At 70.8% G+C, this 12,725-nt stretch carries 11 protein-coding genes; 7 read left to right on the top strand and 4 right to left on the bottom strand.

Going from position 1 to position 12,725, the window contains the following annotated elements; all coding sequences use genetic code 11:
* Nucleotides 1-4 precede the first annotated feature (4 nt).
* Together F0U47_RS03310 and F0U47_RS03305 are read right to left on the bottom strand one after the other, a co-directional pair.
* Nucleotides 5-904, bottom strand: coding sequence for a sulfite exporter TauE/SafE family protein (locus F0U47_RS03310; protein WP_149748855.1), 900 nt, complete (start codon nt 902-904; stop codon nt 5-7).
* A 172-nt stretch (nt 905-1,076) separates the two neighbouring features.
* Nucleotides 1,077-1,280, bottom strand: a complete 204-nt coding sequence (locus tag F0U47_RS03305; RefSeq protein ID WP_149748854.1) for a cold-shock protein — start codon at nt 1,278-1,280, stop codon at nt 1,077-1,079.
* Nucleotides 1,281-1,710: 430 nt separating this feature from the next.
* On the opposite strand from F0U47_RS03305, the gene F0U47_RS03300 reads away from it, so the two are divergent.
* From F0U47_RS03300 to F0U47_RS03285, 4 genes are all read left to right on the top strand, one after another.
* Nucleotides 1,711-3,624 carry an ABC transporter permease gene (locus tag F0U47_RS03300; protein WP_149748853.1) on the top strand — a complete coding sequence of 638 codons (1,914 nt, stop codon included), beginning with the start codon at nt 1,711-1,713 and terminating at the stop codon, nt 3,622-3,624.
* Nucleotides 3,621-4,526 (top strand): SDR family oxidoreductase, encoded by a 906-nt coding sequence (locus F0U47_RS03295; protein ID WP_149748852.1) that lies wholly within the window; start codon nt 3,621-3,623, stop codon nt 4,524-4,526. Before F0U47_RS03300 ends, F0U47_RS03295 begins: the two co-directional genes overlap by 4 nt.
* 7 nt (nt 4,527-4,533) lie before the next feature.
* The gene (locus F0U47_RS03290) at nt 4,534-5,994 is read left to right on the top strand and encodes a flavin-containing monooxygenase (RefSeq protein WP_149748851.1); all 1,461 of its coding nucleotides are present in this window, start codon (nt 4,534-4,536) and stop codon (nt 5,992-5,994) included.
* 96 nt (nt 5,995-6,090) lie between these two features.
* Nucleotides 6,091-6,645 carry a hypothetical protein gene (locus F0U47_RS03285; protein ID WP_149748850.1) on the top strand — a complete coding sequence of 185 codons (555 nt, stop codon included), beginning with the start codon at nt 6,091-6,093 and terminating at the stop codon, nt 6,643-6,645.
* Nucleotides 6,646-6,682: 37 nt separating this feature from the next.
* Here F0U47_RS03285 and F0U47_RS03280 read toward each other — a convergent pair whose 3' ends face one another.
* Nucleotides 6,683-7,663 carry a LacI family DNA-binding transcriptional regulator gene (locus F0U47_RS03280; RefSeq protein WP_149748849.1) on the bottom strand — a complete coding sequence of 327 codons (981 nt, stop codon included), beginning with the start codon at nt 7,661-7,663 and terminating at the stop codon, nt 6,683-6,685.
* A gap of 109 nt (nt 7,664-7,772) precedes the next feature.
* Here F0U47_RS03280 and F0U47_RS03275 point away from each other — a divergent pair, with 109 nt between their 5' ends.
* Genes F0U47_RS03275 through F0U47_RS03265 form a run of 3 tightly spaced genes read left to right on the top strand, consistent with a single transcriptional unit; the run spans nt 7,773 to nt 11,594 of the window.
* Nucleotides 7,773-9,398 carry an amidohydrolase gene (locus tag F0U47_RS03275; protein ID WP_149748848.1) on the top strand — a complete coding sequence of 542 codons (1,626 nt, stop codon included), beginning with the start codon at nt 7,773-7,775 and terminating at the stop codon, nt 9,396-9,398.
* Nucleotides 9,399-9,420: 22 nt separating this feature from the next.
* Nucleotides 9,421-10,779 carry an APC family permease gene (locus F0U47_RS03270; protein ID WP_149748847.1) on the top strand — a complete coding sequence of 453 codons (1,359 nt, stop codon included), beginning with the start codon at nt 9,421-9,423 and terminating at the stop codon, nt 10,777-10,779.
* Nucleotides 10,776-11,594, top strand: a complete 819-nt coding sequence (locus F0U47_RS03265) for a nitrilase-related carbon-nitrogen hydrolase (protein WP_149748846.1) — start codon at nt 10,776-10,778, stop codon at nt 11,592-11,594. Before F0U47_RS03270 ends, F0U47_RS03265 begins: the two co-directional genes overlap by 4 nt.
* On the opposite strand, the gene F0U47_RS03260 is transcribed toward F0U47_RS03265, so the two are convergent.
* Complete coding sequence (locus F0U47_RS03260) at nt 11,591-12,688, bottom strand: ferredoxin--NADP reductase (RefSeq protein ID WP_149748845.1); 1,098 nt, start codon at nt 12,686-12,688, stop codon at nt 11,591-11,593. The two genes, F0U47_RS03265 and F0U47_RS03260, sit on opposite strands and share 4 nt — an antisense overlap.
* Between the last annotated feature and the right edge of the window lie 37 nt (nt 12,689-12,725).

The following is a 12,725-nucleotide window of genomic DNA, read 5'->3' as shown; positions in this document are numbered from 1 at the left end:
CCGGTCAGGGCGCGAGCGCCGGCTCGACGACCTCGGCCACGGCCCGCTCCGCCTTCTCGCGGTACCACGCCCGCCGGGCGACGGCGCCGGTGACGACCAGGGCGGCGAGGATGAGCGCGGCGTCGGCCCAGCCCGGGAGGCCACCGAGGGACGCGACGATCGTGACGCCGTTGACGATGACGACGAGGCCGCCGACCATCGTGCCCATCGCGGCGTGCGGGAGACGACCGGCGAGGCGGGCGGCGATCGGCGCCATGATGACGCCGCCGATGACCAGCCCGATCACGGGCAGCCACGGAATGCCGTGCTGCGCGGCTCCCGTGAGGAACCCGAAGGACACCGAGACCGCGACCACGAACTCCGCGGCGTTGACGGTGCCGACCACCTTGCGGGGCTCGTGGCTCGTGACGGTCATCAGGCTCGGGGTCGCCACGGGTCCCCAGCCGCCGCCGCCGGTGGCGTCGACGAACCCGCCGAGCAGACCGATCGGCGAGATCCAGCGCGCGGTGTGACCGTTCTTGGGCGTGGGGATCAGCCGGACACCGAGACCGAACCTCGCGAAGATGACGGCGCCGAAGAAGATCAGCAGCCCCGCCATCCAGGACTTCGCCGCCTCGAGGCTGATGTTGGTCAGCACGACTGCGCCGAGGAAGCCACCGACGGCTCCGGGCACCGCGATCCGGAGCAGGATGGCCTTGTCGATGTTGCCCTCACGCCAGTGGGCGAGCCCGCTGATCAGGGTGGTCGGGAGCTTCGCAGCGTGAGTCGCCGCGCTCGCGGTGACCGGCGCGATGCCCATGAAGAGCAGCACCGAGGCCGACGTGACGCCGAACCCCATGCCCAGCGTGCCGTCGACGAGCTGGGCGACGCCGCCGGCGAGGGCGAAGACGAGAACAATCCACACAGTGACCTACCTCGGTAATGTTTATCAACGTGGTAAGGATATCAGATCAATAGAGTTTGTGTGCAACTCCGGCCGGCGTGGCGCGACCCCGCTGACAGGCCCGCCAGCTCGCGCGGAAAAATGACGAACGGCCCCACCCGGAGGTGGGGCCGCTCGCGGTGGCGTGCGTCGCTCAGACGGCGCGGACGTTCTCCGCCTGCAGGCCCTTGGGGCCGCGGGTCACGTCGAACTCGACCTGCTGGTTCTCAGCGAGGGTCTTGAAGCCCGTACCCGCGATGCCGGTGTGGTGGACGAACACGTCGCCATCCCCACCGTCCTGCGCGATGAAGCCGAAGCCCTTGGTCTCGTTGAACCACTTGACGGTTCCGGTTGCCATTTGATTTCTCCTTGATGTCACTGCTGTCGAGACGCGCAGACGATGGTGCCTGCCGCGCGGATGAAAACACCTGCACCGCACCTCGACGGCAGCCCAGACAGCAGGCCGCAAGGAACCACGTAAGTGAACCGGCACCTTGCAGCGTGGCACCGGGAGAGCTCATGCGTGACGAGCCCCTTCAACTGATCCTGACGATATCAGGGTCACCGCCACATCCTTGCTTCCTCGCGTACGTGGGCGCCCCGCAGCCAAGCGATCTAAGCGGTACAGTGTGTACCGCAAATCACGGCCGCCTTCCTTGACCCCGTGTTCCGGGGCGCTCTACGTTCTCGCGAACGAGAAGTAATCGCGACGTCGACTAGCGGTAACACGCGCCGCGTGGCGCGAAACCCCTCGAGTGAGACAATCCGAGCGAACGGAGCGTTTGCGGATGAGCACCTTGGCGGCAGCGGAGACTCCCCCAGCTGCCGGCGCGGCCTTCAGCGAGATCCTGATCGCTGGCGGCATGGCCGGCGTCGTCATCCTGTTCTTCGCGTGGGTGGTCCTGCGCGAGCGGGCCGACAAGCCCACGTTCGTCAGTCGGCTCGCCGACTGGGCGGCGGACCTCGTCAAGCTCCCCCGCTGGGTCGCCCTGCCGGCCGCGCTCGGCCTGGGCTCTGCGCTCCTGGCCGGGTGGGGCGTGTGGTGGGACGTCCCGATCCACATGCAGAACGGCCGCGACGAGGGGCCGCTGGCCAACCCCAGCCACTACCCGATCTTCCTGGGCATCCTCGGGTTCTGCCACGCCGGCATCCTCAGCATGGGCCTGGCCCGGGACCCGCTCCCCCGGCACACGATCCGCCTCGCCGAGAACTGGCGGGTCCCGCTCGGCTCCGTCGTCATCACCGGCGCCGGCCTGATCGCACTCGTCGGCTTCCCCGCCGACGACCTGTGGCACCGGCTCTTCGGCCAGGACGTCACCGAGTGGGGCCCGACCCACGTGATGATGATCGGGGGCGCCGTCACGTTCGTGCTCGGCATCCCCCTGCTGCTCGCCGAGGCGGCCCAGGTCAGCGCCCCGCGCACCCAGGGCGTCGTCGGTCGGTTCCTCGGTGCCCTCGGGATCACCGTCTGCGGGGTCCCGTTCGCCTTCCTCATGGAGTTCGACCTCGGCGTGCCGCAGTTCCCCGCGGTCACCCAGTTCATCATCTTCGCGTTCCTCGTCGCGTGGATCGGCTGCGCCGTACGCCTGTGGCTGGGGCCGGGCGGCGCCCTGCTGGTCGCCGGCGCCTTCTGGCTGGCGCACGGGTTCCTGTGGGTCACCATCTGGGTGCTGCCGGACGTGCTGACCGCGCGGTTCCTCATGCTGATCCCGTCGGCCATCATCATCGAGGTCGTCGCCGCGCTCCTGCAGCCCAGGCGCAAGGACCGGTACGTGCCGTTCGCGCTGGTGTCCGGCCTCCTGGTCGGATCGCTGGGGATGTACGGCGAGTGGCTGTGGTCGAAGGTCTTCATGCCGCTGCCGCAGCCCTTCAACGCCGACAGCCTCCCGTTCCTGCTCGGCATGAGCACGATCGCCGGGGTCGGCGGCGGCTGCATGGCGGTGTGGATGCTGAGCCGGCTCACCCTGGCCGGTCGCAGCACGCCTCCCCCGCCGGGCGAGCCGCTGCCGCGCCGCTGGTACGGCCTGGCCGCGTTCGCGATCTTCGTGGTCCTGATGGGCGTGTTCGCCGTACCGCGGGCGCCGGAGACCTACGCGGGCGTCGTCAGCTTCAGCGACACCACCGGCGGTGCCGCCTCCTGCGCCGGCGGGGAGGAGATCTGCCTGGCCACGGTGACCATCCAGGTCGCCGAGGAGGACCAGGAGGCCGTCGAGGACGCCGTCTGGTTCTACGCCCTGGCGTGGCAGGGCCGGCCCAAGGGCTCGCCCGACGACGTGCCGCGGGACCCCGAGGCCGACGTGCCCGGCATCGTCCGGACCGCCCTCGAGCCGACCGGGACGCCTGGTGAGTACCGCACCGAGCACCCGGTGCCGCTCTACGGAAACTGGAAGACCCTGCTGCGCCTCCACATCGCACCCAGCGAGATGATCTCGTTCCCGATGTACGCCCCCGACGACCCGGCGATCGAGGGTCCGCAGGGCCGGGCTGTGATCGTCGAGAACGGCGACACGGTGGAGACCGTCCTCGAGAGCAAGTTCCTCCAGCGTGAGAAGCGTGAGGACGTGCCCACCTGGTGGTGGACCGTCGCCTACCTCATCGTGATCGCGACCTGGCTGGCGCTGATCCTGTTCTACGGCTGGTGCTACAACCGCGCGGCCTCGCCGGTCGCGCCGGTGCCGGCGAAGACGAAGGAGACCGTATGAGCCTCGAGGGACACGTCGTCCTCATCACCGGCGGTGCCCGCGGCATCGGCGCCGAGACGGCGAAGGCGCTCGCCGCGAAGGGAGCTCGGCTGATCCTGACCGACCTCGACCAGGGCGCCCTCGACGAGACGGCCGCGGCGATCGGCAGCGACGCGTGCCTCGCCGTCGTCGCCGACGTCTGCGACCTGGCCTCGATGGAGGCTGCCGTCACCGCGGGGATCGAGCGCTTCGGCCGCCTCGACGCCGCGGTCGCCAACGCCGGCATCGCGTCGTACGGCTCGGTGATGCACACCGACCCCGCCGCGTTCAAGCGGGTGCTCGACATCAACGTGCTCGGCGTCTTCCACACCGCCCGCGCGTCCCTGCCGGCCTTGGTCGAGAGCAAGGGCTACTTCCTCGTCGTCTCCTCGCTCGCCGCCTTCGCGGCGGCTCCCGGGCTCGCCGCCTACAACGCCAGCAAGGCCGGCGCCGAGCACTTCGCCAACGCCCTCCGGCTGGAGATGCACCACCAGGGCGTCAAGGTCGGCTGCGCGCACATGTCGTGGATCGACACCCCGCTGGTCCGCGACGCGAAGAAGGACCTCTCGTCGTTCAACGAGCTGCTCTCGAAGCTGCCCTACCCGCTCGGGAGGACGACGTCGGTCGACGCGTGCGTCCGGGCCTTCGTGAAGGGCATCGAGAAGCGGTCCCGGCACATCTACTGCCCCGGCTGGGTCCGCGGCGTCGGTCTCAACCGCAATGTCGTGAACTCCGCCGCCGGCGCGAGAGCGGTGCTCCCCTACGTGCCCGACATCCTTCCTCGGATGGATGCCGAGGTCGCCGCGCTCGGACGCGCGACCAGCGCCCGCAACGTCGCCAACGACGCCAACCCGGCCGCCGCCGTCGTCGAACCGAAGGAGTGACCCAGCGATGACCCAGCCCGAGGCCACCCATGTCGAGGTCCTCATCGTCGGCGCCGGCCTGTCGGGCATCGACGCCGCTGTCCACATCAGCCGGGCGTTCCCGGACAAGAGCTACGCCGTCCTCGAGCAGCGCGGCGAGCTCGGCGGCACGTGGAGCCTGTTCAAGTACCCCGGCATCCGCTCCGACTCCGACATGTACACCCTGGGCTTCGGCTTCCGGCCGTGGGACGGCAAGCACGCCATCGCCGACGGCCCCGACATCCTCCACTACCTCCGGGAGACCGCAGCGGAGTACGGCGTCGACGAGCACATCCGCTACCACCGGAAGGCCACCACGTTCGAGTGGTCGTCCGACGAGAAGCGCTGGACCGTCACCGTCGAGAACAGCGAAACCGGTGAGACCGAGACCCTGACGTGCGACTTCCTCTTCGGCACGAGCGGCTACTACAACTACGACGCCGGCTACACGCCGGACTGGCCGGGGATCGACGACTACCAGGGTGAGCTGGTCCACCCGCAGCACTGGCCGGAGGACCTCGACTACAAGGACAAGCGGATCGTGGTCATCGGGTCGGGCGCCACCGCCGTCACGCTGATCCCGTCGATGGCCGACGAGGCCGGTCACATCACGATGCTGCAGCGCACGCCGACCTACATCGTCAGCCAGCCGAAGATCGACCCGGTGGCCGAGACGATCAAGAAGATCGCGCCGAGGAAGCAGCAGGCCAAGCTCATCCACGCCCGCTACGCGGCGATCACCATCGGGTTCTACGAGTTCTGCCGCCGCAACCCGAGGGCCGCGAAGGTCATCCTCAAGCGCTGGGCGAGGATGCACCTGCCGAAGGACTTCGACTACGACAAGCACCTGACGCCGCCGTACGACCCGTGGGACCAACGGCTCTGCGTGGTGCCGAACGCCGACCTGTTCCGCGCCATCCACAGCCACAAGGTCGATGTCGTCACCGACCACATCGAGCGCTTCACCAGCGACGGGATCCTCCTGCAGTCCGGCGAGGAGCTGAAGGCCGACATCGTCGTCACCGCGACCGGGCTCGACGTGGTCGCCATGGGCGGTGCCGAGTTCGTGGTCGACAACGAGTTGGTCGACCTGGGCGACACCTTCACCTACAAAGCACTGATGCTGAGCGGCGTCCCGAACTTCGCCTTCATCATCGGCTACTCCAACGCGTCCTGGACGCTCAAGGCCGACCTGGTCTGCGAGTACGTCGTACGCCTGCTGAAGCACATGGACAAGCACGGGCACCGCGTGGTCGTGCCCAAGGTGCGGGACGACCTGAAGCCGGAGCCGGTCTTCGACCTGACCTCGGGCTACCTGAAGCGAGCCGCGGGCAAGCTGCCGGTCGCCGGCGACAAGGACCCGTGGCGGCTCAAGCACAACTGGTACTTCGACAAGAAGTTCCTGCGGTCGAGCAAGATCGACGACGGCGTCGTGGAGTTCAGGGCCTAGTCGGGACCGGGTGCTCTGCAACCTTTCCGCTCGTTCTCGCGTCTCGTGCCCGTAGCCCCTTCGAGGGGGTCACCCTCACGAGAGAACGAGAAAACCATGCGCACCACCATCGCGAGCACCGCGGCTGCCCTGGCGGCCGGCCTCGTCGTCGGCCTCGGCGGCCCGGCTCACGCCGACCTCTACGGCATCGACGACCCCTCGGACACCGCCCACGGCTCCGACATCCTGGCCCTCCAGGTCCTCAACGGCGGCGAGAACGTCCACGTCACGACGATCCACGACAACCTGCGCCGGGACCCCGCCACGGGCTCGGGCGGCATCATCTACGTCGACACCGACAAGGACGACAAGGGGCCGGAGTACGTCTTCACCGCCGGCTACTTCGAGGGCACCGACTACGCGTTGTCGGAGACGGAAGGGTTCGGCCCGAAGAAGTGGGGCGACCGGGTCGAGCACGGCGACTACACCATGCGCGTGCGCTACAAGGCCGACCGCGTGCACGTCACCATCTCGCGGGCCGCCCTCGGTGACCCCGGCGAGATCCGGGTCGCCGTCCGCGCCTCCGGCACCCGCACCGACGGCACCTCCGACGGGCTCGTCGACTGGGTCGGCGAACGTCGCTCCTTCACGCCCTGGATCGCGCAGGGCTGAGCATCCCAGCACCCACGGCCGGGCCGCGAGCCCGGCGTCACGCCGGTGACGTCGACTCGCGGACCCGGAGGTGCGTCGGCACCGACGTCAGGACCGGGCCCGACACCTCGCCGACGACGAGGTCGACCAGGGCGTTGACGGCCGACGCGCCGGTCGCCCGGGGATCGATGTCCACCGCGGTGACCGTCGGGCGCGCGACCTGGAGCGAGAGCGCGTCGACGTACGACGCCAGCAGCAGGTCCTCGGGCACCCGGACCCCCTCGGCCTGCAGTAGGTGGAGCGCGACCAGCGCCCCACCGTCCGGCACGACCATGATCGCGTCCGGCTCGTCTGCCCGCGCCTCGGCGAGGGCACGAGCGATGTCGTCGGGGTCGTAGGCGAGCGGGACCTCGACCATGCGGACGTCGTGGTCGGACTCCCGGCACGCCCGACGCGTCTCCTGCCCGAAGCTGGTCTCCTCCCCCGGCACCAGGGCCGCGATCGACGCGGCACCCTGACCGGCGAGGTGGTCGAGCAGGACCGTCGTCCCCGCGACGTGGTCGGAGGCCACGACGCCGGCCGGGCTCGCTCCCGGCTCGGGGTCCCGCTCGCAGGTGACCATCGGGACCGGCAGCGACCGGAGCACCTCCGCCACCGGGTCGCCGAGCGCGGGGTCACACACGATGAGCCCGTCGAGGTGGAGGGTCCGCAGCGGCGCGGCATCGGGCCACGCCGGCAGCAGGGTGAGCGCGAAGCCGTGGGCGAGCGCGGCCTCCGCCGCTCCCCGGGAGAGGTGGGCGTAGTACTCGAAGCCGACCGTGCGGTCAGGGACGTAGAGGCCGATCGCGCCCGAGCGGCCGAGGCGGAGGCTGCGGGCCGCCGCGCTCGCGACGTACCCGCACTCCTCGGCGACGCGCATGATCCGGTCCCGCGTCTCCGGGGAGACGCGCCCGTTGCCTGTCAGCGCGGCCGACACCGTGGTCGTGGAGACCCCCGCAGCGCGGGCGACGTCGCGGATGGTGACTCGACGGGCGGGCATGGCCACAACCTATCGACCTCGGATTCCGCGGACCGGCGCTCTTGCGGAAACGTTTCCGCACATGCTGTCATGTGTTCCGCGTCACGTTCGCCCCCACCCGAGGAGCCCCATGCCTCAGCCCGCCGACCTCGTCGTCCGCGCCGCCCGCGTCGTCACCTGGGACCCGGACCGCCCGGACCCCGTCACCGCCGTCGCCGTCCGGGGCGACCGGATCGTCGCGATCGGAGCCGAGGAGGCCGCCGCCGTCACCGGGCCGCGCACCGAGGTCGTCACCGGCGGGATGGTCCTCCCTGGCTTCCAGGACGCGCACGTGCACGCGCCGTTCGCCGGCCACGACCTGCTTCGCGTCTGGCTCCACGACCTCGAGGGGCGGGACGCCTACCTCGCCCACCTCGCCGGCTACGCGGCCGCCCACCCGGACGCAGCCTGGATCGTCGGCGGCGGCTGGGCGATGGAGCACTTCCCCGGAGGCACACCGACGAAGGAGGACCTCGACGCCGTCGTCCCCGACCGGCCGGTCTTCCTGTTCAACCGCGACGTGCACGGCGCCTGGGTCAACTCCCGTGCCCTGGCGGTCGCCGGTATCGACCGGCACACCCCGGACCCGGCCGACGGCCGGATCGAGCGCGACCCGCTGACCGGCGACCCGACCGGCACCCTGCACGAGGGTGCGGCGTACACGTTCAACGACCGCTTCGTGCCCCGCCCCGGCCGGGCGGACTGGGAGGAGGCGATCCTCGTCGCCCAGCGGCACCTGCACTCGCTCGGGATCACCGGCTGGCAGGACGCGTGGGTCACCCCGGACACGCAGGCGGCCTACCAATCGCTGGCCAAGAACGGCGAGCTCACCGCCCGCGTCGTCGGCGCCCTCTGGTGGGACCGGCACCGCGGCCTCGAGCAGGTCGACGAGCTGGTGCACCGCCGGGCGACGGGCGGCGCCGGCGGCTTCCACCCCACCAGCGTGAAGATCATGGCCGACGGCGTCATGGAGAATTACACGGGCGCTCTCCTCGAGCCCTACTGCGACGGTTGCGGTGGGCAGACCGACAACCGCGGGCTCAGCTACGTCGACCGCGACCTGCTCGTCCGCGCCGTGACCGCGCTGGACGACGAGGGCTTCCAGGTGCACATGCACGCGATCGGCGACCGCGCCGTCCGTGACTGCCTCGACGCCGTCGCCGCCGCCCGCGCGGCCCACGGCCCCAACGACCTGCGCCACCACATCGCGCACCTGCAGCTGGTGCAGCCCGCGGACCTGCCCCGTTTCGCCGAGCTCGGCGTCGTCGCCAACTGCCAGGCGTACTGGGCGCAGAGCGAGCCGCAGATGGACGAGCTCACCGTGCCGTTCCTCGGCGAGGAGCGTGCCCGGCTGCAGTTCCCCTTCGCCGACCTGGTTCGCCACGGCGCCCTTCTCGCGATGGGCAGCGACTGGGCGGTCACCACCGCCGACCCGCTGCCGCAGGTCGAGGTCGCGGTCACCCGCACCGACCCCTCACGCCGGGGCAGCCCGCCCTTCCTGCCCCACCAGGCGCTCGACGTGGCCACCGCCCTGCGCGCCTTCACCGCCGGCTCCGCCTTCGTCAACCACGACGACGACGCCGGTGTCCTCCGGGTCGGCGCCCGCGCCGATCTCGCCGTGCTCGACACCGACCTGCTCGACGGCACCGACGTGCTGCCGACCGACGCCCGCGTCACGCTCACGGTCGCGTCGGGGCGCGTCGTCCACCGATCCTGACCGTCCACCCCAGGAGCCCACGATGAACCCCACCGACCGCTTCCAGCGCGTCCTCGGCACGCCGGAGCTGATCCTGTTCGGCCTCGCCTACATGGTCCCGCTGACCGTCTTCACGACCTACGGCGTGGTCACCGACGCGACCGGTGGCCACCTCCCCGGCGCCTACGTGCTGACCCTCGCCGCGATGCTGTTCACCGCCTACAGCTACGGCCGGATGGTGGTGGCGCACCCGTACGCCGGGTCGGCGTACACCTACACGCAGAAGACCTTCGGCAGCCACGTCGGGTTCCTCGCCGGCTGGAGCCTGCTGCTCGACTACGTGTTCCTGCCGATGCTCAACTACCTCGTCATCGGCATCTTCCTGGAGGCCGCCTGGCCGGCCGTGCCCGCGTGGGTCTGGATCGTGGTCTCCATCGTCGTCGTGACCACGCTCAACGTCCTCGGCATCAAGATGGTCTCGCGGATGAACCTCGTGCTGGTCGGAGCGCAGGCCGCCTTCATCGTGGTCTTCGTCGCGTCGGCCTTCGCCCACCTGGCCGACTCCGGCACGCCGTCGCTGACGGCGCCGTTCTTCGGTGACGGCGCCTCGCTGTCGTCGCTGGCGGGTGGCGCCGCGATCCTGTGCCTGTCGTTCCTCGGCTTCGACGCGATCTCCACGCTGTCGGAGGAGGCCAACGACGCGCGGCGCTCCATCCCGCGGGCGATCATGCTGGTCACGTTGTACGGCGGCCTGCTCTTCATCGCGCTCGCGTGGGTCGGCCACCTGGTCTTCCCCGACCTCACTCAGTTCACCAGCGTCGACGCCGCCGCGACCGACGTGATGCGCCGCGCGGGCGGGGCCTTCCTGGTCTCCTTCTTCACCGCGGCGTACGTCGCCGGCTGCTTCGCCTCGGCGATGGCCTCCCAGGCGAGCGTGGCGCGGATCCTGTTCGCGATGGGCCGCGACGGCGTACTGCCCCGCGCCGTGTTCGGCCGGCTGAACACGCGGTTCCGGACCCCGGCCACCGGCGTCGTCATCGTCGGCGCGGTCTCGCTGACCGCCCTGGTGATCACGCTCGAGCTCGCCGCCGCCATGATCAGCTTCGGGGCCCTCGTCGCCTTCTCGATCGTGAACCTGGCCGTCATCAAGCACTACCTCGTCGACGACGGGGACCGGTCCACCGGATCGCTGCTGCGCCACGGTCTCGTGCCCCTGGTCGGGTTCGTCCTCTGCGCCTGGCTGTGGACGAGCCTGACGGCGACCACCTTCACCGTCGGCCTGACCTGGCTCGCCGTCGGCCTGGTCTACCTCCTCGTGCTCACCCGGGGCCTCACCCGCCGGCCGCCCGCCCTCGACCTCACCGAGGACGACGTCGAGCCCGACCTCGTGAGCCAGGCATGACGGTCGCGGTGGCGGTCGTCCAGCTCGCTCCGGTGCTGGGCGACCTCGCGGGCAACCGGCGGCGGCTGCTGGCGGCCGTCGACGAGGCGGCCGCCGCGGGAGCCCGCGTGGTGGTGCTGCCGGAGCTCGCCACGACCGGCTACTGCTTCACCGACGCCGCGCAGGCACGGGCGCTCGCCGAGCCGGTGGACGGGCCGACGGTCCGCGCACTGACCGACCTCGCCGCCCGGCACGACCTGGTCGTGGTCGTGGGGCTCGCCCTCCTCGATCCCGAGGGGAGGCTGCGCAACTCCGCGGTGCTCGTCGACGGCGACGGCCCGGCGGCGGTCTACGACAAGGTGCACCTGTGGGGCCGGGAGCCCGACGTCTTCACCGCGGGCGACGCGCCTCCTCCGGTCGTCGCCACCCGGCACGGTCGGGTCGGGCTGATGGTCTGCTACGACCTGGAGTTCCCCGAGTGGGTCCGCCGGGCCGCGCTCGACGGCGCCGAGCTCGTGTGCGTCCCGGTGAACTGGCCGGACCCGGGCCGGCCCGACGGTGAGCGACCGGTCGAGACGCTCACGGCCCAGGTCGCGGCGGCGACGAACCGGGTGTACGTCGCCGTGGCCGACCGGGTGGGCGACGAGCGCGGCACCCGCTGGATCGGGGGTTCGGTCATCGCCGGCCCGGACGGCTACCCGCTCGTCGTCAGCCGGCTCGACGGCAGCTCCCAGACGTTGCTCGCCGACTGCGACCTGGCCAGCGCCCGCGACAAGGCGCTGTCCCGGCACAACGACCGCTTCGCCGACCGGCGGCCGCACCTCTACAGCAGCTAGCTGTAGGTCACCCGCACGGTGTCGGTCATGGGGAGCGACTGGCAGCCGAGGCGGATGCCGTCGGAGAGGTCCTCGTCGTCGAGGACGTCGTTGTGCAGCATCCGCACCTCGCCCTCGAGCAGGCGGACGGCGCAGGCGGAGCACTCCCCCTCGCGGCAGGAATAGGGCGCCTTGACGCCCTTGCTCTCGAGGAAGTCGAGAAGCTTCACCTTCGGGTCCCAGTCGTCGAAGGTGTGGTCCTGACCGTCGAGCTCGACCTCGACCTTGACCGGCCCGGCCGGACCGCCCGCGAACACGTCCGCGGCGGAGCCGTCCTCGTCGGACTCGGCGAGCGCGATCTCCTCCTCGGCCCTCTGGAGCTCTTCGACGTCGCCGAACGGGTTGCCGCCGAGCGAGACGAACTTCTCCTGGTGGCGCCGGTCGCGCGGGAAGTCGAGCTCGCGCAGCACGGTCGTGACCATCTTCATGTACGGCGCCGGGCCGCAGACGAACGCGTCGTAGGCGAGGTAGGGCTCGACGAACGCCTTGACCTGCTCGGGGGTCGGGAGGCCCTGCACCGACTCGAGCCAGTGGGTCACCTGGAGCCGCTCGGGGTACTCCGCCGAAAGACGGGTGAGCTCGTCGGCGAAGATCACCGACTTCTCGTCCCGGTTGGCGTAGAAGACCACGATCTTGCCCTTGCCCTCGGAGAGGGCCGTGCGGGTGATCGACATGATCGGCGTGACGCCGCTGCCGCCGGCGAACAGCAGCAGGTCGGCGTCCAGCGAGGCCGGCGTGAAGATGCCGGAGGGCGGCAGCGCCCGCAGCGTGTCGCCGACCTTCAGGTTGTCGCAGATCCAGTTCGACGCGTAGCCGTCGGCCGTGCGCTTCACGGTGACCGTCAGCGGTCCGCCGTCGTGCGGGCTGCTGGAGAGCGAGTAGCACCGCGCCGCGAGGCCGGTCTGGTCGCTCGGCACCGCGACGGTCAGGAACTGGCCGGGCTTGTAGGTGAACTTCTCCGGCGCCTCGGCCGGCACCTCGAAGCTGACCGAGCGCGCGTCGGCCGTCTCGTCGACGATGGCGACGACTTTGAGCAGGTAGGACTCGATGTCCACGAAGGCTGGTCTCTCTTCGCTGTGAGGGGCGGTCGGA

Source organism: Nocardioides antri (genome assembly GCF_008373765.1).
GTDB lineage: Bacteria > Actinomycetota > Actinomycetes > Propionibacteriales > Nocardioidaceae > Nocardioides > Nocardioides antri.
The sequence above is the reverse complement of the archived record's forward strand: the minus strand, read 5'-3'. Positions and strand labels throughout refer to the sequence as shown.

Excerpts from the sequence above, each read along its gene's own strand:
- F0U47_RS03305 (WP_149748854.1), bottom strand. The coding sequence starts at position 1,280 with ATGGCAACCGGAACCGTCAAGTGGTTCAACGAGACCAAGGGCTTCGGC.
- F0U47_RS03300 (WP_149748853.1), top strand. The coding sequence starts at position 1,711 with ATGAGCACCTTGGCGGCAGCGGAGACTCCCCCAGCTGCCGGCGCGGCC.
- F0U47_RS03295 (WP_149748852.1), top strand. The coding sequence starts at position 3,621 with ATGAGCCTCGAGGGACACGTCGTCCTCATCACCGGCGGTGCCCGCGGC.
- F0U47_RS03290 (WP_149748851.1), top strand. The coding sequence starts at position 4,534 with ATGACCCAGCCCGAGGCCACCCATGTCGAGGTCCTCATCGTCGGCGCC.
- F0U47_RS03285 (WP_149748850.1), top strand. The coding sequence starts at position 6,091 with ATGCGCACCACCATCGCGAGCACCGCGGCTGCCCTGGCGGCCGGCCTC.
- F0U47_RS03280 (WP_149748849.1), bottom strand. The coding sequence starts at position 7,663 with ATGCCCGCCCGTCGAGTCACCATCCGCGACGTCGCCCGCGCTGCGGGG.
- F0U47_RS03275 (WP_149748848.1), top strand. The coding sequence starts at position 7,773 with ATGCCTCAGCCCGCCGACCTCGTCGTCCGCGCCGCCCGCGTCGTCACC.
- F0U47_RS03270 (WP_149748847.1), top strand. The coding sequence starts at position 9,421 with ATGAACCCCACCGACCGCTTCCAGCGCGTCCTCGGCACGCCGGAGCTG.
- F0U47_RS03265 (WP_149748846.1), top strand. The coding sequence starts at position 10,776 with ATGACGGTCGCGGTGGCGGTCGTCCAGCTCGCTCCGGTGCTGGGCGAC.